The 22,809-nt window shown below is 40.2% G+C and carries 24 protein-coding genes; 15 read left to right on the top strand and 9 right to left on the bottom strand.

Translation table 11 applies throughout. The features are described from left to right. Window positions 1–140: 140 nt before the first annotated feature. From AC1ECF_RS12145 to AC1ECF_RS12125, 5 genes are all read left to right on the top strand, one after another. Window positions 141–470, top strand: a complete 330-nt coding sequence (locus tag AC1ECF_RS12145; RefSeq protein ID WP_480389689.1) for a metal-sensing transcriptional repressor — start codon at window positions 141–143, stop codon at window positions 468–470. 15 nt (window positions 471–485) lie between these two features. After that, on the top strand, window positions 486–695 hold the full coding sequence (gene copZ, locus AC1ECF_RS12140) for a copper chaperone CopZ (RefSeq protein ID WP_480389688.1): 210 nt from the start codon (window positions 486–488) through the stop codon (window positions 693–695). Window positions 696–1,737: 1,042 nt separating this feature from the next. Beyond that, the gene (locus tag AC1ECF_RS12135; RefSeq protein WP_480389687.1) at window positions 1,738–4,140 is read left to right on the top strand and encodes a heavy metal translocating P-type ATPase; all 2,403 of its coding nucleotides are present in this window, start codon (window positions 1,738–1,740) and stop codon (window positions 4,138–4,140) included. A gap of 12 nt (window positions 4,141–4,152) precedes the next feature. After that, entirely contained in the window at window positions 4,153–4,686 is a 534-nt protein-coding gene (locus AC1ECF_RS12130) for a YdhK family protein (protein ID WP_480389686.1), read from the top strand. A gap of 70 nt (window positions 4,687–4,756) precedes the next feature. After that, a complete protein-coding gene (locus AC1ECF_RS12125; protein ID WP_480389685.1) occupies window positions 4,757–5,083 on the top strand; it encodes a four-helix bundle copper-binding protein in 327 nt (108 codons plus the stop codon). A 144-nt stretch (window positions 5,084–5,227) separates the two neighbouring features. Here AC1ECF_RS12125 and AC1ECF_RS12120 read toward each other — a convergent pair whose 3' ends face one another. Then, window positions 5,228–7,264, bottom strand: a complete 2,037-nt coding sequence (locus AC1ECF_RS12120; RefSeq protein WP_480389684.1) for an acyltransferase family protein — start codon at window positions 7,262–7,264, stop codon at window positions 5,228–5,230. 470 nt (window positions 7,265–7,734) lie between these two features. On the opposite strand from AC1ECF_RS12120, the gene AC1ECF_RS12115 reads away from it, so the two are divergent. The 5 genes from AC1ECF_RS12115 to AC1ECF_RS12095 all read left to right on the top strand — a co-directional run bounded on the left by AC1ECF_RS12115 (window position 7,735) and on the right by AC1ECF_RS12095 (window position 12,273). Next, on the top strand, window positions 7,735–8,349 hold the full coding sequence (locus tag AC1ECF_RS12115) for a hypothetical protein (protein WP_480389683.1): 615 nt from the start codon (window positions 7,735–7,737) through the stop codon (window positions 8,347–8,349). A 9-nt stretch (window positions 8,350–8,358) separates the two neighbouring features. Then, window positions 8,359–8,835: a Cys-tRNA(Pro) deacylase gene (gene ybaK, locus AC1ECF_RS12110; protein ID WP_480389682.1), complete on the top strand. Its 477-nt coding sequence runs from the start codon at window positions 8,359–8,361 to the stop codon at window positions 8,833–8,835. Between the two features lie 233 nt (window positions 8,836–9,068). Continuing rightward, window positions 9,069–9,713 carry a YczE/YyaS/YitT family protein gene (locus AC1ECF_RS12105; RefSeq protein ID WP_480389681.1) on the top strand — a complete coding sequence of 215 codons (645 nt, stop codon included), beginning with the start codon at window positions 9,069–9,071 and terminating at the stop codon, window positions 9,711–9,713. Window positions 9,714–9,806: 93 nt separating this feature from the next. Further along, the gene (locus tag AC1ECF_RS12100) at window positions 9,807–10,868 is read left to right on the top strand and encodes a hypothetical protein (protein ID WP_480389680.1); all 1,062 of its coding nucleotides are present in this window, start codon (window positions 9,807–9,809) and stop codon (window positions 10,866–10,868) included. 214 nt (window positions 10,869–11,082) lie between these two features. Next, on the top strand, window positions 11,083–12,273 hold the full coding sequence (locus AC1ECF_RS12095; protein ID WP_480389679.1) for a glycine C-acetyltransferase: 1,191 nt from the start codon (window positions 11,083–11,085) through the stop codon (window positions 12,271–12,273). Between the two features lie 124 nt (window positions 12,274–12,397). Here AC1ECF_RS12095 and AC1ECF_RS12090 read toward each other — a convergent pair whose 3' ends face one another. Beyond that, the gene (locus AC1ECF_RS12090) at window positions 12,398–13,018 is read right to left on the bottom strand and encodes a hypothetical protein (protein WP_480389678.1); all 621 of its coding nucleotides are present in this window, start codon (window positions 13,016–13,018) and stop codon (window positions 12,398–12,400) included. A 166-nt stretch (window positions 13,019–13,184) separates the two neighbouring features. Here AC1ECF_RS12090 and AC1ECF_RS12085 point away from each other — a divergent pair, with 166 nt between their 5' ends. Continuing rightward, on the top strand, window positions 13,185–14,138 hold the full coding sequence (locus AC1ECF_RS12085; protein WP_480389677.1) for an L-threonine 3-dehydrogenase: 954 nt from the start codon (window positions 13,185–13,187) through the stop codon (window positions 14,136–14,138). Window positions 14,139–14,790: 652 nt separating this feature from the next. On the opposite strand, the gene AC1ECF_RS12080 is transcribed toward AC1ECF_RS12085, so the two are convergent. From AC1ECF_RS12080 to thiD, 4 genes are all read right to left on the bottom strand, one after another. Continuing rightward, entirely contained in the window at window positions 14,791–16,134 is a 1,344-nt protein-coding gene (locus AC1ECF_RS12080) for a YjiH family protein (RefSeq protein WP_480389676.1), read from the bottom strand. Between the two features lie 108 nt (window positions 16,135–16,242). Further along, window positions 16,243–16,929 carry a bacillithiol biosynthesis deacetylase BshB2 gene (gene bshB2, locus AC1ECF_RS12075; RefSeq protein ID WP_480389675.1) on the bottom strand — a complete coding sequence of 229 codons (687 nt, stop codon included), beginning with the start codon at window positions 16,927–16,929 and terminating at the stop codon, window positions 16,243–16,245. 12 nt (window positions 16,930–16,941) lie between these two features. Continuing rightward, window positions 16,942–17,292, bottom strand: a complete 351-nt coding sequence (locus tag AC1ECF_RS12070; RefSeq protein WP_480389674.1) for a YojF family protein — start codon at window positions 17,290–17,292, stop codon at window positions 16,942–16,944. A 261-nt stretch (window positions 17,293–17,553) separates the two neighbouring features. Next, a complete protein-coding gene (gene thiD / locus AC1ECF_RS12065) occupies window positions 17,554–18,387 on the bottom strand; it encodes a bifunctional hydroxymethylpyrimidine kinase/phosphomethylpyrimidine kinase (RefSeq protein ID WP_480389673.1) in 834 nt (277 codons plus the stop codon). A 210-nt stretch (window positions 18,388–18,597) separates the two neighbouring features. Between thiD and AC1ECF_RS12060 the strand changes: the two genes are divergently transcribed. The 4 genes from AC1ECF_RS12060 to AC1ECF_RS12045 all read left to right on the top strand — a co-directional run bounded on the left by AC1ECF_RS12060 (window position 18,598) and on the right by AC1ECF_RS12045 (window position 20,870). Next, entirely contained in the window at window positions 18,598–19,353 is a 756-nt protein-coding gene (locus AC1ECF_RS12060; protein WP_480389672.1) for a DUF4230 domain-containing protein, read from the top strand. Window positions 19,354–19,357: 4 nt separating this feature from the next. Next, window positions 19,358–20,011 (top strand): uracil-DNA glycosylase, encoded by a 654-nt coding sequence (locus tag AC1ECF_RS12055; RefSeq protein WP_480389671.1) that lies wholly within the window; start codon window positions 19,358–19,360, stop codon window positions 20,009–20,011. Window positions 20,012–20,224: 213 nt separating this feature from the next. Then, entirely contained in the window at window positions 20,225–20,470 is a 246-nt protein-coding gene (locus AC1ECF_RS12050) for a YwdI family protein (protein ID WP_480389670.1), read from the top strand. 19 nt (window positions 20,471–20,489) lie between these two features. Then, window positions 20,490–20,870, top strand: coding sequence for a DUF423 domain-containing protein (locus AC1ECF_RS12045; protein WP_480389669.1), 381 nt, complete (start codon window positions 20,490–20,492; stop codon window positions 20,868–20,870). Between the two features lie 210 nt (window positions 20,871–21,080). On the opposite strand, the gene gerQ is transcribed toward AC1ECF_RS12045, so the two are convergent. From gerQ to hemQ, 3 genes are all read right to left on the bottom strand, one after another. After that, the gene (gene gerQ, locus AC1ECF_RS12040) at window positions 21,081–21,458 is read right to left on the bottom strand and encodes a spore coat protein GerQ (RefSeq protein WP_480389668.1); all 378 of its coding nucleotides are present in this window, start codon (window positions 21,456–21,458) and stop codon (window positions 21,081–21,083) included. A gap of 18 nt (window positions 21,459–21,476) precedes the next feature. After that, entirely contained in the window at window positions 21,477–21,902 is a 426-nt protein-coding gene (locus AC1ECF_RS12035; protein ID WP_480389667.1) for a cell wall hydrolase, read from the bottom strand. 147 nt (window positions 21,903–22,049) lie between these two features. Further along, on the bottom strand, window positions 22,050–22,799 hold the full coding sequence (hemQ, locus tag AC1ECF_RS12030) for a hydrogen peroxide-dependent heme synthase (RefSeq protein WP_480389666.1): 750 nt from the start codon (window positions 22,797–22,799) through the stop codon (window positions 22,050–22,052). Between the last annotated feature and the right edge of the window lie 10 nt (window positions 22,800–22,809).

The raw sequence follows: 22,809 nt of genomic DNA, 5'->3' as shown, positions 1-22,809 counted from the left end.
GCAGTATAAATTCTTATTTTATTGAGAAATTATAAATAAGACATTCTGTCCCTATATAATCTGATAATTTAGAGGACTTAAATCTTGCATACCCCTATTAGGTATAATATGATGGAGATAGAGGATAGGAGGTTGATTGCTTGGATAATGTATTAGATGACAGCACTTTATTAACGGAAGAGTTGTCTTGTAGGAAAAGTCACCATCCGGACCATGTGAAAAAGGACCTGACCAACCGTTTAAATCGTATTGAAGGCCAGATCAGAGGAATAAAGGGAATGGTAGAAAAGGATGTTTATTGTGATGATATTATTACCCAACTTTCAGCTACCCAATCAGCATTAAATAGCGTGGCAAAGGTTCTTCTGCAGGGACATCTTAAGGGATGTGTGGCAGATCGACTGTCTGAAGGTGATGAAGAAGTGTTAGATGAGCTTTTGGTTACTATACAAAAATTAATGAGAAAATAATAGGAGGAATCGTTTATGTTAAATCAAGTTACATTACAGGTACAAGGAATGTCATGTGGTCACTGTGTAAAGACTGTGGAAACAAATGTAGGAGGCCTAGATGGCGTTGAGCAAGTAAAAGTATATCTGGAATCCGGAAAAGTAGACGTTTCCTATGAAGAAAACAAAGTGTCTCTTAATAAAATCAAGGAAACAATTGATGAGCAAGGATACGATGTTCTATAAAATTTGAGAGCTGGAATAAATGAATCCCTTTTATTCATCAAGAATAGAAGGGATTTCCTCTCGTATTGGGGAATTGAGTTTGGGGTTACTGGTGGCTTACTTTCGAATTGCCGGCTGCTGGATTTATTCTCGGTTAGGGAGACAATACTCTCGTTTACTTGGGATTTAATCTCGTTCGGGGGAACTTTACTCTCGGATAGACAGCTTTTATTCTCAAAAAGTCGATTTACTCTCATTCGGAGGTATTTATTCTCGGATAGCCAGGATTTACTCTCGGATAGGATGGTAGGGAGTGCATGGCCAAAGTTGGCTTGTGTCACTTGATAATCGGCTGCTGGGTTTATTCTCGGTTAGAGAGACAATACTCTCGTTTACTCGGGATTTACTCTCGTTTGGGGGAACTTTACTCTCGGATAGAGTATTTTTATTCTCAAAAAGTCGATTTACTCTCATTCGGAGGGGATTTACTCTCGGATAGCCAGGATTTACTCTCGGTTAGGATGGTAGGGAGTGGGAGTGCATGGCCAATGTCCGCTTGTGTCGCCGATAGCCGGCTGCTGGGTTTACTCTCGGTTAGGGAGACAATACTCTCGGTTACTCAGGATTTACTCTCGTTTGGGGGAACTTTACTCTCGGATAGATTACTTTTATTCTCAAAAAGTCGATTTACTCTCACTCGGAGGGGATTTATTCTCGGATAGCCAGGATTTACTCTCGGATAGGATGGTAGGGAGTGCATGGGCAATGTCCGCTTGTGTCGCTAGATAGCCGGCTGCTGGGTTTATTCTCGGTTAGAGAGACAATACTCTCGTTTACTCAGGATTTACTCTCGTTTGGGGGAACTTTACTCTCGCATAGAGTACTTTTATTCTCAAAAAGTCGATTTACTCTCATTCGGAGGGGATTTATTCTCGGATAGCCAGAACTTACTCTCAGTTAGCTGAACTTTAATCTCGAATGAGCAGGCAATGAACAGGCAGAGGTGCTTGTATTTTTTATTCAAATTTTTATACCCCCTACCTGTATAGGAAAGGTGATGGCAATGAGCAATCAAGGAAAACAAGCGAGCTTCAAGGTTACAGGGATGACCTGTGCGGCATGTGCAGCTCGTATTGAAAAAGGGTTAAATAGAATGGATGGCGTGCAGGAGGCAAATGTCAATCTGGCGCTTGAAAAGTCTGTAGTGCAGTATGACCCAGAAAAGATAACCGAACTAGAGCTAGAAAAGAAGATACAAGATTTGGGCTATGATGTGGTGAAGGAGAAAAAAGAGTTTGCTATAACGGGGATGACCTGTGCAGCGTGCTCAGCTCGAATAGAAAAAGGGCTAAATCGAATGCCTGGAGTTTCTCGAGCGTCTGTCAATCTGGCGTTAGAGCGTGCAACGGTTGAATTCAATCCCTCTGAACTCTCTGCTGCTGAGATTATTCAAAAGGTAGAGAAGCTCGGTTATGGAGCGGTGGATCAATCAGAAGAAAAGGAAACAGTAGATCATCGTGAGCTAGCAATACAAAAGCAACAAAGGAAATTTATCTTTTCATTAATCTTATCATTACCATTGCTATGGACAATGGTCGGTCATTTTTCGTTTACCTCCTTTATTTACATGCCGGATATCTTAATGAATCCATTTGTTCAAATGGCATTGGCAACGCCAGTACAATTTATCATCGGCTGGCAGTTCTATGTAGGTGCTTACAAGGCGCTAAAAAATAAAAGTGCCAATATGGACGTACTAGTCGTACTCGGAACATCTTCTGCTTATTTTTATAGTGTATACCAAGCGTTCCGACATATCGGAGAGCATCATGCCGCACAGCTTTATTTTGAAACAAGTGCTGTTTTGCTGACGCTTATTATTTTAGGAAAGCTATTTGAGGCAAAAGCTAAAGGTCGCTCATCGGAGGCTATTAAAAAGCTTATGGGCTTGCAGGCAAAAACTGCATTGGTTTTTAGAGATGGAAAAGAATTAGCGATTCCAATAGATGAAGTATTAGTAGGAGATGTGCTTCTAGTAAAACCCGGAGAAAAAATCCCTGTGGACGGAGAAATGCTAGAAGGAAATAGTGCAGTCGATGAATCTATGCTGACTGGTGAAAGTATTCCTGTGGATAAGAAAAAAGGAGATTCCTTATTCGGATCTACCATAAATACGAACGGTTTTATTAGAATGAAAGCCACAAAGGTCGGCCGAGATACAGCACTTGCACAAATTATTAAGGTTGTAGAGGATGCACAAGGCTCGAAGGCGCCGATACAGCGTCAAGCTGATAGAATCTCTGGCATATTTGTCCCAATTGTAGTAGGAATTGCGGTCATTACATTTTTAGTCTGGTTCTTTATTGTCAGCCCTGGAGAATTTACTCCAGCGCTCGAAGCATTAATTTCCGTGCTAGTGATTGCGTGTCCGTGCGCGCTAGGTCTTGCAACGCCAACCTCCATTATGGCTGGCTCGGGTAGAGCAGCAGAGTTCGGAATTTTGTTTAAGGGTGGAGAGCATCTGGAGCAAACGCAGCAAATCCAAACGGTTGTCCTAGATAAGACAGGTACCGTGACTAATGGAAAGCCTATGTTAACAGATATCGTCCCTGCAAGTGGTTGGAGTAATGAGAAATTTCTTGCATATGTGAAAGCTGCTGAGAAGCAATCAGAGCATCCACTAGCACAAGCAATTGTAGCTGGAGCTCCAGATAGCGCATTACAGGCAGAGGAATTCGAAGCAATACCGGGCTATGGAGTGAAGGCGACAATCCAAGGCAAGTCTGTATTAGTGGGTACTAGAAAGCTTATGCTTCAGCATGAAATAGACATACAAGAAGTCATTAGTGATATGGAAGCTCTAGAGAATCAAGGGAAAACAGTTATGCTTGCAAGCGTTGACGGAAAATATGCAGGCATGCTTGCAGTTGCAGATACAATGAAGGAATCGTCCCAACATGCGATTGAACGCCTACTTAATATGGGTATAGAGGTTGTAATGATTACTGGTGATAATAAACGCACAGCTGCAGCTATTGCGAAAGAAGCCGGTATTAAACATTATATAGCCGAGGTATTGCCAGAGGGGAAAGCGGAAGAAATTAAAAAATTGCAAGCTTTAGGCAAAAAGGTTGCAATGGTTGGTGATGGTATTAATGATGCTCCAGCTCTAGCAGTAGCAGACATCGGAATGGCTATTGGAACAGGAACAGATGTTGCAATGGAGGCTGCAGATATTACATTGATTCGAGGCGATTTAAACAGTATTGCAGATGCAATTATGATGAGTCGTAAAACAATGGCTAATATTAAACAGAATCTCTTTTGGGCATTTGCATATAATACGCTTGGAATTCCAATTGCCGCAATAGGATTGTTAGCTCCTTGGGTTGCCGGAGCCGCGATGGCATTTAGCTCTGTGTCCGTTGTTTTAAATGCGTTAAGGCTACAAAGAGTGAAGCTTTAAGGAGGAGATATAATGAAAAAATGGACGTTACTATTACTAATTGGTCTATCCTTATCTATCAGTGCATGCAATGACGAAACACAGGAGTCGGAGGAGAGCACAGATCATCAGGCTCACATGAACCATGAGACGGATGGAGGAGAGGCACCGGAGGGAATGAAGGCTGCTGCTGACCCAGCATTTCCTATAGACAGTGAGGTAATAGTCAATGCGGACCATATGCCGGGCATGGATGGTGCTGAAGGAAGAGTCACTGGAGCCTTTGATACCACAACCTATTCAGTAACTTATACTTCCTCGGATGGCGAGAAGGTAGAAAACCACAAATGGGTTGTTCAAGAAGAGCTGAAAAATGCTGAGCAAGCATATGAGGTTGGAGATACAGTGGAGCTGCTAGCTTCTCATATGGAAGGGATGAAAGGGTCAATAGCCACGATTGACACAGTGGAAAAGGAAACTGTGTACATGATTGACTTGACTACCACAGATGGGCAAAAAATGAAGAATCATAAGTGGGTATTGGAAAGTGAGTTATCAGCCAAATAACAAGATGTTTGAGTCCTCTCTAACAGGGAAAATGGCTAATGGATAGCATTTACGCAAGGAGGAGAGGAACATGAACAACCAATACGAAGCTTGTATTAAAGCATGCCAGGAATGCTTAGAGGCGTGTAATAATTGTTTTGATGCTTGCTTAAGTGAAGAACATGTGAAGATGATGGCGGAATGTATTCGGCTAGACCGGGAATGTGCAGACATTTGCGGCTTTGCTGTGCAAGCCATGACAAGAAACAGTCCATTTGCTAAGGATATTTGTAAGCTATGTGCAGAGATTTGTCAGCGCTGCGGTGACGAATGTGCGAAGCACGACCATGACCATTGTCAAAGATGTGCGGAGGCTTGTTACAAATGTGCCGAGGCTTGCCGTAACATGGCGGCTTAATAACAAAACATATGGAAGACTACTCGTATACTCGGGTAGTCGTTTTTATTTTATCGGTTTGGGGAGAATAGCGAGATGGGTAGGGTATGAGGTTAGATGGAATAAAAAAAGATGGGCTTATTAAAGCCCATCTCATTTCACTTACTAGGAATCTAGTTTTCTATGCTGTTCAAATGTACCGTTATCTAATAAGTCAAAGGCTTCTTGTAATGGTATTTTTAACATTGGTGCTAATGTTTTCATGTAATCGGTTGTAATATGGTTATCGTCTCGATAAACGATAATGTTACCAATTACCGAATAACATTTTTCTTCATCACAGAAGTAGTCCGATAAATCTGCAAAGTACACGTTGTCTGGAATACCAGGTGTATTATCCCACGGTGCAACTTCAGATAATGCATCATCACGTGCTACGGAGCATTCGGATACGTCTACTACACGCTCTAAGCACTCTGGAGTTTTCTCATCCATCCTCGGGTTGTCACGAATTCCGAAAATATGTGTGTATCCATCAAGTGCCTTCCACTGATTAACAAACCCTTGTGGAATCACTTCCTCATCATTCGTCGTACTCGGAGCAAAAACTAAATCTGGTGGATCCTGCTTTAATATCTCAATTAAATTTTCATTCCAAGCCAAACATGCATCTGATGGAAGAAAATTTGAATTTGGATCTGGCGTTGTAAAGCGACAACCATCATGACTGTAAAGGTCAATTTGGAAGTTCATTTCTTCAGCTAAAATCTCCAATGCTGGCATCCAATGCCCTGAATGTGAGCCACCGACAACAGCAACCGTATAATCTGGATTTTCGGTAGCCCCGAAGTGACAAATACGTACTTCCTCTAAATTACGTGATAAGCATTTTCTCATACTATAAAACTCAGGGATGTCTTCTTTTAATGTTAAAAGGGACGGGATTAATTCTACCTCCTCTTCTAACTCTATATCTTCATACAAAACGCGAGCACCCGGATAATCTTTTGACGAGACAGTAGTGCTTGCCTCTTCTTTTTCAGAACTTACATATTGAGAAAAACCAAATGCCATCGCAACAACGAGTAGCAATAACGTTGTCAAAGTTTCATATAACTTAAATTTATTAAGCTTTATATCTAAACTGCGAATTGGGATCTCTATTAAATGTGTAGAAATATAAGATAAGACGAATGTAGCTAATAGGATGAGCGCGCCATGTGTAAGCGGAACATCTTGTGTCTCGAAAGCTGTTTGATAGAAAATTAGTAAAGGCCAATGCCATAGATAGAATCCATAAGTTAGGCCACCTAAAAAGACGAATATCTTACGACCTAAAAATTTATCGATACCAAGACTTGTACTATTTTCGGAGGCTACTATAATTAATAACACGCCAGAAATAGGCACTAATGCTAAGTAGCTTGGAAAAACAGTGGACACCGGTAGAACTATACCTGTTAAACAAATGATGAAAATCCCTATCCATCCTGCTACAGTGCTAATATATCTGTTTATTCGTAAGTATGGTAGCAATAGTGCAAAGATACCGCCAATGCTAAATTCCCATAAACGTGCAAACGTATCAAAGTACGCCCATGGTTGGTTGGTACCAGTTTTATAAATCGAATAACTGATTGATATTACGAATAACACGGATAATACTGTTAAAAGCGTCTTACGAAGTGGTGTCTTCAGAATGACACGAGCTAACATAAATGAAAAGACAACGATAAGTGGACAGATAATATAGAACTGTCCTTGTACCGATAGCGACCAAAAATGTTGCAAGGGACTTGTCGCATTATCACGAGCCAAATAATCAACTGAATCGATTGCTAAACGCCAGTTCTCAAAATAAAATGTGGAAGCAAATATATGGGAAACAAGTGATTCCCATTGGACTTTTGGAATAATAAAGACCGCAGAAATACCTACCACTAGCGTAACGAATAATGCTTGTGGAAATAGTCGTTTTGCTAATCCCACAATAAAATGAACAAAACCTATACTTCCTGTCCTTTCAACTTTCGACAGTAAGGAAGTAGTAATTAAAAATCCAGAAAGTACAAAAAATACATCTATGCCACCAGAAACTCTCCCTAACCAAATATGGTAAATCGCTACAAGTAATGTAGCTACTGTACGCACTCCTTCTATTTCTGGTCTATAGCGTTTTGTGGGAATTTTTAAATCCTTCATATCTTAAACCTTCTTTATCAATTTTTTCCAACATTTTATTATATCAGAATAAAGTTGATTATTCTCCTATAATTATAAAAATTACTAATTAATGACTATCTTATTTCGGTTCGATTCTCTTTATCATAAAAATGTAATATCAATTTTCAAAAGAGAGTTTTTAATTGCTAAAATATAGGGAGACAATATTGGGAAGTAAAAAGAAGTGCGCCTTATGAATAAGGAAATCGGCAGCGACAGAATAATTTCTACCACTGATAGGGACTTTGACCTAGTACATACACTATCACTTCCTGATAAAGGGAAATCTTTTTAGTTGCACGTGTGAAAAGTACTACTCGGTAGTAATTTTGCTGAAGATGAAGATGCACCTAAAGGATTAAAGAAAGCAAGGACAAAAGGTTGTTTGATTATTTTGATAAAATGGTAGAATGTTAGGTATATAACTAGGGCGAATGTGAGGGAAAAGAATGAGTATACTGAGGTACACTGGAAATGGGATGACAAACACCCTAACCAGTCTAGAATCAAGTAAATTACGTAAGAACGCTGGGGAAGCATATAAAAAGCATGCGCAATATTATCAGACGAAGCTACCTTATTTAAGTGATTTAGAGGATCTTTTACTAGGGAATAAAGAAAAGGAAACAGAGAGCACAGATAGAAGCGAAGCCATTAAGGAATTTCAGCAAACAGAAAACAGAGCGCCATATTTATCTATTCAAGCAATTAATGGACATTCAAGCGAGGAGACTATCTCTCTCTTAAAAAAGAAGAGAAGTGCAGTATTATCTCGCACGCCAGTCACTGTTAAAGATCTTCAAGTGGTTGCTACGGCTTCTTCTAGAATTCAGCATGAGCAGTCGCAAATTGTGCTAAATGAACTCGCATCCGCTCAGATTGAGCAAGAATGGAGAGCACGCGAAGTTGGTGAACGTCAATTATCCCAGCTACCCCCATTGGAAAAAGGAATCATACAACAAAAGATGCTTTGGGAAAAAGCAATTGAAAGGTATAGCTATCAGGTAAATCTTAAAAAATTCGGATTTGCTTCCATGGAACCTAGCTTTTTCCGTATAGCGTAGGGAAATACTATGGGAAAAAATAAAAAAACAAATGCTATCCGCTTGTTAGAATCACAAAAAGTACTCTACGAGTTAATAGAGTATAAAGCAGCGGACGGGAAAATAGATGGACTATCTGTGGCAGAGAAAATTGGCTATCCAGCCAAGCGGGTGTTTAAAACCCTTGTAACTACCGCAGGGACAGGTAAGTATGTTGTCTGCATTATTCCAGTGGAACAAGAATTGAACTTGAAGAAGGTCGCAAAAGAGGTTGGAGAAAAAAAGATAGATTTATTGCCTGTGAAGGACCTGCTTGCAATCACTGGGTATATACGAGGAGGCTGCTCTCCAATAGGCATGAAGAAGCTTTTTCCCACCATTTTAGATGAGGAAGCGATTAACTTGCCTTATATTATAGTAAGTGGGGGAAAAATTGGCCTGCAGGTGAAGATGACGGTAGAGCATTTGCTACTAATGACAAAAGGAAAGATTGCGTCCATCTGTTAATATTCCGAAATGGTCTAATTAGATTTTTATCTCATCTTGAAAAGTGTAATCGGAAGTATTCTTGGTTTCCTATTTTTTTAGACACTTATTTTACTGGTGGATTCATATGGAATTTCTTAGCCCTTTTAAACTGGAGTTTATTCAACTAAAATAAAACTAGCGTCCATTCCACTTTTAGTGCGAATGGTATTTTTATTGAATCTATTTCTCCCATAGTAGAAAGAAGGATAGACATGAAAGAACTTGTATGGCGTTGGTTATTTTTTGTTGGCGGGATTACATTGATGGCGTTCGGAATATCGCTAACTATTAAGGGACAAGCAATCGGGATTGGTCCTTGGGATGTGCTGCACGTTGGATTATACAATCACCTGGGTCTCACTATTGGTACATGGGCAATTCTAACAGGAGTCATCATTGTATTGGTGACGATGATCGGAACAAAACGATTACCGCAGTTGGGTACGATAATTAATATTATTTGTATTGGCTCACTTATTGACTTATTTAATTGGCTTCTTCCTGAACCTACTTCTTTTGTTTCCCAACTAATCTGGTTCCTTTTAGGAGTAGTCATTATGAGTATTGGTATCGGTATTTATGTTTCGCCGAATATTGGAGCAGGACCTAGAGATTCATTAATGCTGCTTATCGTGAAGAAAACAGGGTGGAGTATCAAATGGGTACGAACTTTTTTAGAACTAACAGTAGCATTGGTAGGGTGGTTACTAGGCGGTCCTATTGGGCTAGGTACTATTCTGATTGCTCTTTTGCTAGGTCAGATTGTTCATTATACACTCCCTTGGTCACAACGGTTGTTAAAAAAAGTTTGCGAATATAATATTCCTTTTGAAAAAGGTGCAGACAATCACGGATGATGATTGCTGCACTTTTTTTCTGGAGTTTTTCTCATAAGCGATTTGGGACCTGCATATATTATCCAGTGAATCATAGAAAGAAAGGATGACCATTTGAACGGAACAATTACACACTACATGGGGAAATCTTATACGGGGCAAGGAGTTAAAAGCTTTTACAAAGAAATCATCCAAGAAGCAAAAAAAGTATATTTCTTAAAAGGACCGCTATCCTCTCGATTGACTGAGATTTTAAAGGAAGTTTCCTATCAAGCAATTAGAAGAGGAAACGATGTGGAATGGTTTTATGATCCTTTGGATGAAGATACGCTGGAAGCAGTGTATGTAGGGGAAACAAAGACATTATACTTACAAACGGATACGATTGATCCAAGCTATTACGGAGCAGGACACGAGTGGGTGCCCTACTATGAGGCCTATAATACGGATAAACTCCGAGATATAGGGCCAGTACTTAAGGAAAAGCAACTCACCAATAATACGTGGCTTACAAAGGGGATGCAGGCTCTATCCAGGGCAAAGCTTATTCATGATGACTGGGAAAATATCAATCTACCAGCGATGAACTGGGATGGAATAGATGGTTTATTAAAGGAACTTCAAAAAAATTGTATTGGAAATATTCAGCTTCAAAAAAATGGCAAAACGACTCACCGACTAATGGGTTCCTTAACGCCATTTGGAGCAAAAGATACATTTCCTTCCATCTCGAAAAACCTGAAAAGTAGGCTTTTCATTAAAGGGATTCCTGGTAGTGGGAAATCATCATTCCTGAAGAAATTTGCAGACGAAGCAAAAAATCATGGTCTTGATGTGCGAATGATTTGGTGTGGCTTAGACGCAAACAGTGTAGACGGAGTAGTGGTGCCAGAACTGCAGCTGAGTATCATTGACGCGACTCCTCCTCATGTGTATGAACCAGAGCGTGAAGGGGATGTAATCGTAAATTTCTTCTCTTGTATTGATGAAAGCAAAATAGATGAGCAAGGACTATCGGAAATAAAGGCAGCATACTCGAGCGAGATGGAGCTTGCACAGGATTATATTTGCACCTATGCCTCTGAGCAAAAGCTGATCAAAGCCCTCTATGATTCAGCAATTGATGAAGAAAAATGGAGAGAGGTATATGATAAAATGATACAAACAATTGGGTGAGCAGAATATTTCTGCTCGCTTTTTTTATTGTCCAGCTCCAGCGCCATGCCCCTCGAGGTCAAATGTGACCCGGCTGTGGTGGCTGAGGGGCTGCCTCCTCGCCGTTCCCCATTTGCTTGTCGGGGCAGAGATAGGCGCTTGCGCTTTTCTTACGTATTTTTCAAGAAGCATGGTAAAATAAAGAAGACTATTTTTGTTTGAAAGGAAGATGACTTTGTCTAAAGTACTAAATAGCTTTTTAACAGAAAATCTAGAAGAACTAAAAAATCAAGGTTTATATAACGAAATTGATCCAGTTGAGGGAGCCAATGGTCCAATTATCCAAGTTGGTGGTAAGCAGCTGATCAATCTTTCCTCTAACAACTACCTAGGCTTAGCAACAAACGAAGAGCTTAAGGAAATTGCTAAAAAGGCAGTGGACAAGTACGGTGTAGGTGCTGGTGCCGTTCGCACAATTAACGGAACCTTAGATCTACATATTCAATTAGAGGAAAAGCTAGCAGAATTTAAGGGGACAGAGGCCGCAATCTCTTTCCAATCCGGCTTCAATTGTAATATGGCTGCTATTTCTGCTGTCATGGATAAAAATGATGCCATTTTATCTGACCAATTAAACCATGCTTCCATTATTGATGGCTGTCGTTTATCGAAAGCAAAAATAATTGCCTATAAGCATTCAGATATGGAAGACCTTCGTGCAAAAGCAAAGGAAGCAACACAATCTGGTTTATATAATAAAGTAATGGTCATCACAGACGGGGTATTCTCGATGGATGGAGATATTGCAAAGCTTCCAGAAATCGTAGAGATTGCAAAGGAATTTGACCTAATTACGTATGTAGATGATGCTCATGGATCTGGCGTAACTGGTAAAGGGAAGGGTACTGTAAAACATTTTGGCTTGGAGAAGGAAATTGACTTCCAAATCGGAACCTTATCAAAAGCAATTGGGGTAGTAGGTGGCTATGTTGCTGGGAAAAAGGATTTAATTGACTGGTTAAAGGTTCGTTCTCGTCCATTCTTATTCTCTACAGCTTTACCTCCAGGAGATGTGGCGGCAATCACGGCTGCAGTTCAAATGATTATGGATTCTACGGAGCTTCACGACAAGCTGTGGGAAAATGGTGATTATCTGAAAAAAGGCTTATCGAAGCTTGGCTTTAATATAGGTGCGTCCGAAACGCCAATCACGCCATGTATTATTGGAGAAGAAAAATTAACACAGCAATTCTCGAAGCGCCTATTTGAAGAAGGGGTATACGCGAAATCTATCGTATTCCCGACTGTACCAAAGGGCACTGGTCGTGTTCGTAACATGCCAACAGCCGCTCATACAAAGGAAATGCTAGATAATGCCTTAGCAATCTACGAAAAAGTAGGAAAAGAACTTGGGGTAATTAAATAGATGATAGATGGTAATCGAGTGTTATACTCGGTTACCTTTTTTATGGAGAATAATAGTTTCATAGTTAATGGAGGAAAAAGTAAGGGAGGACTGCATGGTGCAATCCTCCCTCATGGTGACTTCCTTAAATCGCAAAAGAATAATATAAGGAATACTTCTGAACCCCTCTTGCGTGAAAGACGCTTTTTTTCGCCTCTTCTTCATATAAAGCGTGATTCCCTTGCTCTTTTGCAATTAATGCCTCAATAGCATGCTGCATCCAAGCACTTTTTAATTGCGAATCCTTAATACTTCTAGCTTCCTCGTAATTTCCTTTTAAAACTTCCACATATGCTATGTAATAAGACCGTAAAGGCTCTTTTTGAATCTGCTTCGCATGGGCTTCAGCTCCAGCCACATTTCTTTCGAAAATTGCTAGCATCGTTTTATAAACCTGCTGCATATAAGGGGACTTATACCTCGCCAAAATTGTTTCAATGGCTTTCCTGATTTCTTCCTTATCCCCATTTTTTAAAGCTAGTGGTAATGCAAAAACAGGATTCTTTCTATTTCTAATTAAATGCTTTTCAATCCTAGTAAGGTTATTAGAGCCATACACGACATAAAGTTGTGGAGCTGTCTGTAGTATGAAGTAGAAAATCATTACTGTAATAAAAATTAACCAGAACGGTAGCTCGTAAAAATGCATGACCATAGTTAATAATACGCCAAGTATAAAAGTGATACCTATTTGTACATATTTCATAAAAAACCTCCTTCTAGTAATTATAACAGATAAAGAGAGGTATATAAGTTGTATTTTACCAATGAACATACTATAATTAGCAACATGAAAAGCTAGTAATACCAATGTTTTATTAAAATAAAGTGTACTTTCTAAAAATACAACTGTTTTTGAAAGGGAGATATCTTTGAAAAAGATCATAGTCACCGGTGCTCTTGGACAAATTGGTTCGGAGCTTACCACGAAGCTAAGAAAAGAATATGGTACAGACAATGTGTTGGCAACCGACATTAGACATATATCCTCTGCCGTTACGGAGGAAGGACCTTTTGAGCTGCTAGATGTGACAGATGGTGAAAAAATGCATCAGCTTGCTAAAGATTTTCAAGCAGATACAATGATTCACATGGCAGCGTTATTGTCTGCTACCGCTGAAGCAAAGCCGTTGCTTGCTTGGAATTTGAACATGGGTGGCTTAGTGAATGCACTAGAAGCATCTCGTGAATTAGGCATGCAATTTTTCACGCCAAGCTCTATCGGTGCGTTCGGTCCGTCCACACCAAAAAAGAATACACCACAAGACACCTTACAGCGTCCGACTACTATGTATGGAGTAAACAAAGTATCCGGAGAGCTTTTATGTGACTACTATTATCATAAGTTTGGAGTGGATACGAGGGGAGTGCGTTTTCCAGGGCTAATATCCAATGAAACACTGCCTGGAGGAGGAACCACCGACTATGCAGTGGATATTTATTATAAGGCACTAGAAAAGGGTGCCTACACCTCCTACATCGCTGCCGGTACTTATATGGACATGATGTATATGCCTGATGCATTGCAGGCAATCGTGGATCTAATGGAAGCAGATCCGACGAAGCTCATTCACCGAAACGCGTTCAACGTAACCGCAATGAGCTTCGAGCCAGAGGAAATTGCTGCGTCTATACGCAAAGTAATTCCTGACTTCACAATGGACTACGATGTGGACCCAGTTCGTCAAGCAATTGCTGATAGCTGGCCAGACAATATCGATGCAACCGCTGCAAAAGAAGAGTGGGGCTTCCATTTTCAATACGACCTAGATGCCATGACGAAGGACATGATTGAAAAACTAAAATTAAAACAAGTAAAAGCTTAACAGCAAAAAGACCATGCCAAGCTAGGCATGGTCTTTTTTTGATACTAGTAATGGTAAGAATAACTTAAGGTGAGAGATATTACTGCTGACCGCAAGTAAACTGTTAAATTCCGCAAGTATCCTCCTGTTAAGCGCAAGTAACTTTGTAGAGACTCAAGTAATACGAAAATAGATACAAGTAAACCAGTAATAACCGTAAGTATTTCCATGTTATTTCCATAAAGAGCTAATATCTTAGGGGTACTTAGTGACAGCGTTAACTTACGATCTGGTTTCTATTTCTAATCCTGACTGTATTAATTCAACAGACAGAGGCTTGCACTAAACCATTTGCTTTCTTGATGGGTTATAACCTTTGAAATGCATTGACCAATTTTAAAATTAGAAGGAAGTATGATTGGTTCGGAGCAGCGTCGGCGACTCCAGCGGGAGCAGGGTGATAGGTAAGACAGCACAACCACGCGCGCAAGCGATGGGTGCTGGCTTACCACGCCCCCGCGGAAAGCGTCCGACGCAGCGGAGAACCATAGGTTCGACCACTATTTCCTGTTTGCTCCATAGAAAGCCTTCGACGATTCTAACCCAATATCCCCAAAAAACAAGAAAACACCTATGATTTTAACAAACCATAAGTGTTTTCTAATCAATACCATTAAAATAGCAAATGTGCTACCCCAGCAATAATTGGGAACGAAATCAGTGTGCGAAGTAGGAAGATTGCAACTAGGTCTTTAAAATTCACTGGAATTTTGGATCCTAATAGTAAGCCGCCGACTTCGGACATATAGATTAATTGCGTTACAGACATGGTTGCGATAAAGAAGCGAGTCATTTCAGAATCGATGGAGCTTCCTAGAATTGAAGGGAGGAACATGTCTGCAAAACCAACAACCATTGTTTGAGCTGCTTCTGCTGCTTCTGGAATACCAAAGAGCATGAGCAATGGTTCAAACGGTTTTCCTAGAATTGTAAAAATAGGAGTGTATTCTGCTAGCATTAAGGCAATTGTTCCAAAGGCTAATACTACTGGAGCTACCCCTATGTACATATCTATTACGTTTTTGAAGCCGTCTTTAAAGAATCGAGATATCGAACGATTCTTGTCTGCTGTTTTTAATGCATTTTCTAATCCGTGAGTAAGTGCATTGTAGTTAGCAGGATATTTTTCTGCTTCTAAATCTAATGGTTTTCCATTTACATAGGTTTCTTCTTTCCCTTTTAACGGATATATGCGAGGCATAATTAGGGCTAAAACGATACCACAAAGAAGTACAGTTAAATAGTATGGTACAAAGTATGCTCCTAAATTCAACTCTTCTAAAACGACAATACAGAATGTGATAGAAACAACGGAGAAGGTCGAACCGATAATAGCTGCTTCCTTTTTCGTATAGTAACCATCCTCATATTGTCTAGCCGTTAAAAGGACACCAATTGTTCCGTCTCCCACCCAAGAAGTTAATGCGTCAACAGCAGAGCGACCTGGAAGCTTGAATATGGGGCGCATCACTTTTTCCATCATTGTTCCGAAAAATTCTAATAAACCGTAATTCAATAACAATGGTAAAAGCAATCCTGCAAAAAGGAAAATCGTGAATAGGAAAGACACTAAGCCACCATCTGGATCTAAGAGTGTCCCACCGGTATTTTCGCTCCAGATTGCCTCTGGTCCGATTTGAAAAATGATTAGCACAGCGAAGATGGCACCAACCACACGGGTGATTGTCCAAAATATAGAGACTTTAAACAGATTATTGATAAACGTTTCTTTTTTCCTCACAAATAAATGCATCAGGGAACCAATAGCTGCTACTAATAGCGTGACTAATACAATCCAATGAATAATAGGAACCAAGGTACCTGCTAATAGATTTGCAAACAAAGCTACTGGAATCTTCAGTTCCCCATTGATTGGGAGTGGAATCATGAATAATAAGACTCCGACAATCGAAGGAAGGAGGAACAATAGCCATGTTGATAAATTAAATTTTTTCAAGCGTAAACCCGCCTTTTTATATTTGTATAGTTATACAATATCAAATGATATTTATACACATCATAAAACACTTAGGATAGTACGTCTATAGCATGCGGGAAAGTCCTATTATTCGAAATCTTTATTAAAATCGTACGTATAGAAACGCTCAAAGTGCAGCCAGTTTTCTGCTTCTGGTTCACCATCGGCTAGCCTTTTTTCCATTTCCTCTAGCATCCAAGCGGTTTGGGAGATATGCGCTCTCATTGCCCCAAGCTTCTCCTCGGAGGACTCTTCAATATTGTGTACGATGTCTGGTTCGCCCAATACTTCCCCTGCATTGTTAGAAAATGCTACAGCATAAATTTTTGGACGTCCCTCTACTTTCATTCGGCGTACTGCACGTATGACTGCTCTTCCTGTTGCGTCATGGTCTGGATGTACAGCAAAATTAGGATAGAATGTAATAATCAAGGAAGGGTTCGTATCTTGAATAAGTGATTCCATCATTTGAACCATTTTTTCATCGTCCTCAAATTCAATTGTCTTATCACGGAGACCCATCATTCGTAAATCTTTTACACCCATTGCCTCAGCAGATGCGATTAGCTCCTTTTTACGGATATGTGGAAGTGTCTCTCGTGTAGCAAAAGGAGGGTTTCCTAAGTTTCTACCCATTTCTCCTAATGTAAGACATGCATAAGTAACTGGAATTCCTTGTTTGACATAGGTTGCGATTGTTCCAGAAACGCCAAAAGCCTCATCATCTGGGTGGGGGAAAATCACTAATACGCTTCGTTCCATTGGTAAGCTCATTGTTTTACCTCCTTAATATGTAAATGGCGTTCTACTAATTTGTAATGCTACTGCAAGTTTGCCACTCTGATCATGTCCAGCCATTAATAATCTTCCGTGTTCATCTAACTCGAAGTGTGTAATTCCTTGCGCATACACCCAACCATGTGGAAGCTTTAAGCCGACTCGATGTGGTGATTCTCCTGCAACCTTTCCTAGCTCATATCGAAGAACAACATTTCGGATAAATGCCCCCGCATTAAAAACGTTCTCATTAAAATGAGTAGCGTAGGCTCCGTTTGTTGTTTCTAAATGGATATATACATCCTCGTTTGCGTAGGAGTTTATTAACTCCTGTAACTGCTCTATATCAACTGGCTTCATACTTTTTGCCTCCTAGTTTAGCTGTCTGTAAATAGTATAATGAAAAAAACTTTGCCTTGCGAATGATTGAAATTATAAGATAAAGTGAAACTTTGATTGGTGGGGGTTTTCTTTCATCCCCCACCAATCATTAGTTGAACCAATCGGGCTTTTAGGGACAGTTGATCTCCCACTTCTTTTGCCATCTTGAAGTGGGAGTCTTACTGTCCCTTAATGCGGGACAAAAAAATCGCAAAGCCGCTGGGACCCTGCGATGAAGGATTAAACAATTGTAGAGGAAACTGGTGGAGCTCCGTATTTTCCTTTTGCTCCATGAAGAACTGGTCCAACATATTGGTTAAGTTTCCAGCCGTGGGCGATTGCTGCTGAAACAAATTTCTTAGCTTCAAACACAGCCTCTGCCACAGGAAGTCCGTTTGCTAAGTTAGCTGTGATAGCAGCGGCGAAGGTACATCCAGCTCCGTGATTATATGTGGTATCTGTCTTTTCTGTTTCTAAAAGTGTATGTGTTTTTCCATCATAGAAAAGGTCAACAGCTTTGTCATGATGTAACTGTTTTCCACCTTTGATCACAACATTTTTAGCGCCAAGAGAATAAATCTTTTCAGCGGCATTTTTCATATCTTCAATAGTTTTTAAAGTACCAATTCCAGAAAGCTGTCCTGCTTCAAATAGATTTGGTGTAACTACTAGGGCACGAGGCAACAGATGCGTAATCATTGCATCAACTGTTCCAGGGTTAAGCACTTCGTCCTCTCCCTTACACACCATCACAGGGTCAATGACGATATTCGTAATCCCTGACTCTTCTATAATATTACCTGCAGTTTCAATAATTTCTTCTGTGCTAAGCATACCTGTCTTGATAGCATCTACGTTTGTAGATAAGGCAGTCTTTGCTTGACGTTTTATTTCCTCTACTGGCAATGAAAATACTCCGTGGCTCCAGTTATTATCTGGATCCATCGTAGCAATAACAGTTAAGACATTCATCCCGTATGTTCCGTGCTCTTGGAATGTTTTAAGGTCTGCTTGGATTCCAGCGCCACCCGATGTATCTGATCCTGCTATCGTTAATGTCTTTTTAATAGTCATAGAAAATATCTCCTTTATTTGTAAAGAGCTAATATTCTTCATTGTATCAGATAGGGTGGAAAATTCAATTCAAGCATGTTGGAAGAAAAGAACACTTGTCGAAACGGGTGAACATGTTGGAAAATGGGGAATAGAGAAAGGGAAAGAATGTTTTTTAGAAACTTTTGCCCTTTTTTGACGTAAGTGAATAATAGAAAGAGAGGAATGGATATGCGAAAAGACGACAAGATCCGAGAGCTGGAAAAACTATTGAAGGAATTAAAGGCACAGGAAGAGGAAACTGCCGTAACATATACAGAAGATACACGAAGAAGGAAGAGTTTTAGCTTTTGGAAATTCCCAACCTTCCTATGGAGATTTGGTTCAAAAACAACGATAATCCTTACTCTGATTGCAATTATTCTAATAGCAGCACTTCCCTTTGCAGCCTTTTGGGCTATTCAGGGCAGTACGTTTACAGAGTCAAAAGGAGCTTTTTTAGAGAGAGTACAGAGCTTGAATGAGCTTGCAACTGCTGAGGCGTTTACTAAGGTTGTCATAGAAAGACAGGATAATGCTTTATTCGGGCAAGAGATTGGAATAGATTTACCCGGTACAAAACGCCAGCTATTATTTGTAGTACCAGGGTCTGTGAAAGCAGGGGTCGATCTTTCCGAAGTAACGGAAGATGACATTAAGGTAAATGAAGAGAAGAAAACGGCGAAGCTTACCTTGCCGGCTGCAGAGTTTCTAAGTGAACCAGAAATACTGTTTGACCATGTGGAGATATACTCTTATGAAGGTCTATTCCGTGACGAAGCTAATATCGCCGAAGGGATTGAGCTTATACAAACAGCGCAAGATATGATGATTGAAGAGACGGCAGGTCAAGGGCTTTTATTAACAGCACAAGAAAATGCAGAGAAGGCTGTTAAAGAGTTGTTTCAATTAGTAGATTATGAGGTGGAAGTCGAATTCAAGGAGTGATTGGGTGAATAACTGGAAGGATATTCTTCAGGAGGAGCTGGACAAGCCATACTTTCAAAGGCTTCAAGCTTTTTTAGATCAGGAGTACGAAGAACACACCATATATCCGGAACGGAAAGATATAGGGAACGCCTTTCGTCTCACGCCATACGAAGAGGTAAAGGTAGTGATACTAGGACAAGACCCATATCATGGACCTGGTCAAGCACATGGTCTAAGCTTTTCTGTCCAACCAGGAGTCAAAATCCCACCTAGCCTAAGAAATATATTTAAAGAGCTAGCGGCGGATATAGGATGTCCGATACCAACGAGCGGTTTTTTAGAGAAGTGGGCAAAGCAAGGAGTTTTATTGTTAAACACGGTACTAACTGTTCGTGCAGGAAAAGCTCACTCTCATAAGGGAAAAGGTTGGGAAACTTTTACTGATACGGTTATCCAAAAATTATCTGAACGTGAAAAGCCGATAATTTTTGTGTTGTGGGGAAAGCCTGCGCAAACAAAAAGTAGATTAATAGACACAAATAAGCATGTGATCATCCAGGCTGCACATCCAAGTCCTTTAAGCGCCAGTAAAGGATTCTTGGGAAGCAAACCCTATTCTCAGATAATTGCTCAGCTAGTTGAATGGGGTGAGAAGCCAATCGATTTCTGTTTGTAACTATGCTAAAATTATTAAATAGAAAGTAGGTTTATAAGTGGCTGTAAATTGCTTTAAGTGCCGAAACTTCTATGTAACCTGGGATGCAAATCATCCAAGAGGATGCAAGGCTTATGGCTTTAAAACAAAGGAACTCCCTTCTAAAGTAGTGAAAAGAACTTCGGGAATAGATTGTTTGAGATTTGAAGCAAAGCCAGGAGAGGGAGGACAGCAATGATCTCAAATCAACAAATATTAGGGCAGATAGAAAAGCAGCTACATGCTGCAAGGCAGAATACCAATGATCAATTGGTTAGAGAAAGTCTAGCAGCAATAAAAGCTCTCTGTGAATTGGCGTTAGATTCCTCACCAAGGGTGGAAGTGTCGCAAGTAATTTCCTCGCCTAAGATGGCTGAGCCTTCGGTGGGTACAAGAGTGCAGGAAGAGGATGCCAACGGGGATTCTATATTTGATTTTTAAATGAGAGAGGGTAGTTAACGTGAAATTTTTTCTAATTGCTGGTGCCGTTAACGGTTTTTTGTCCGTTGCATTAGGCGCATTTGGTGCCCATTTGCTAGAAGGACGAATCGAGGATAAATACTTAGCGACTTGGGAGACAGCTGTGCAATATCAGATGTTTCATGCAGTAGCACTAGTAGCTATCGGTATTTTAATGAGCAGTAAACTTTTAGGCGCAGTATCCTCATTAAATACAGCTGGATATCTAATTTTGGCAGGTATTATCATATTCTCAGGTAGCCTATATGTTCTGAGCTTAACAGGAATCGGTGTTCTAGGTGCAATCACTCCTATTGGTGGAGTAGCATTCCTAGCGGGATGGATTATGCTAATTGTATCTGCAGTTAAATACGCAAGCTAATAAACCAAATCTCCTAAGGGAGGTTTGGTTTATTTTATTTATAGCGAGTATATATACATGCAATCTATTAAAGCTGGTTTGGACAAGTAAGAAAGCACTTACGATCTTGCGAAAGGGTAAGTGCTTCATTGTTTTATCCCGCATTAAGGGACAGTAAGACTCCCACTTCAATGGGGATGAAAGAAAACCCCCACCAATCAAAGTTTCACTTTATTGCTGAAAGTATGCAATCTCCTCATCAAATGTTGCATAGTCAAAGTAAATCATCAGCATTAAGTATCTTTTTCCACTTTGATCGCTAATAATAACATGGTCTCTTCCGGCAGCTTCCACGACACCTGTAATGACAACATTGTTTCGAACAGCATTGTTGTCAAAGGTAAAATAAAACGTACCTAGTTTCCCTCTATTTAATCTTAAAATATTTTCAATAAAGGACTCTTCTGCACCACGTCTAGAAGCAGGGATAGTTATACCAGGCGTGTATGGCTGTTGCTGACCAGGAGTAAATTGTTGCTGCTGAGCAGCTGGTTGTTGAGCATATTGCTGCTGTGGATAGGCAGCAGGGTTCCAATAATATTGAACCATTTATACATCCTTTCTTTTTTAAATCTCCGGACATTCGGATTCTGTTGGAGAGAAGAAACAGTGAGCTTTATAGCGTCCTGAATTCCACTGACCGTACCATTGAGCAGGACAAGGTGCATTTTCACCAGGATCAAAAAACCAAAGTGAACGAGTAGCTGGATCGAAACGTTCCCCATTGATAACGCGTTGAGCTAATGCTCTATCACTGTCTCTTGCTCGCTGATAGAAATAGGACTTGGTCGTGGCCTCAAACCCACCAGGTCTTTGAAACACCATTTCTTCGATAGTTCGGATGTCGGTAAAATCTAAGCAAGCAGTTCTAACTCGATTCACCCCTACATTCCCAACCATTAGCATTCCTAGGTCTCCTTCCCCCTCTGCTTCTGCCCTCATTAGCCTTGCAAGAAGGTCAACATCCTTGGACGTTGCGCGAATCACTGGCAACGTATCACCTCCTAACTTAGCCTATGCAACGATATGACAAAACATGACTAAAATTACCAAGTATCTTCAAAGGTAAATTGTAGTAACCTTATGGAGAAATAAAAAAGTATCCAGAAAAGACACATCTTCTGGATACCAAGTGAACTATTATAATTGGAAGAACTCTTCGCGTTTTTCTCCTTGCAAGATAGTTCCTACGAAGAATGAACCGAACTCCCCGTAACGAGCACTCACTTCGTCAAAACGCATTTCGTATACTAATTTTTTAAATTGCAGTACATCATCGGAGAATAAGGTAACACCCCACTCAAAATCGTCGAATCCTACGGAACCAGAGATGATTTGTTTTACTTTTCCGGCATACTGACGGCCAATCATACCGTGGCTGCGCATTAAACTCTTACGGTCATCCATAGGAAGCATATACCAGTTATCGTTTCCTTGTCGACGCTTGTCCATTGGATAGAAGCAAACGTATTGAGAGCGAGGAAGCTCAGGGTATAGTCTCGCACGCACGTGTGGATTTTGATAAGGATCTTCGTTAGATTCTCCAGCTAGATAGTTTGATAATTCCACGACAGAAACGTAGGAATATGCAGGAATGGTAAAGTCTGCAATCATCAATTTATTGAATTTGGCTTCTAGCTGTTGAAGCTCATCCATTGTTGGGCGCAAAGTCATTAACATGAAGTCTGCCTTTTGACCAACTACTGTATAGAAAGCATGTGCTCCAGTTTTAGCATCGTCTGCTTTTTGAAGCTCATCTAAGAATGATAGGAACTCATCTGTCGCTTGTTTACGCAATTCTGGTGTTAATTGCTTCCAAGATGCCCAGTCCATTTGGCGGAAATCATGTAATACGTACCAGCCGTCTAATGTAATTGCTGCTTCATTCATCGTGTAAGAC

This window comes from Psychrobacillus sp. Z3-81, assembly GCF_056620325.1.
Note: the sequence above shows the minus strand (reverse complement) of the source record. Positions and strands in the feature narration are given on the sequence as shown.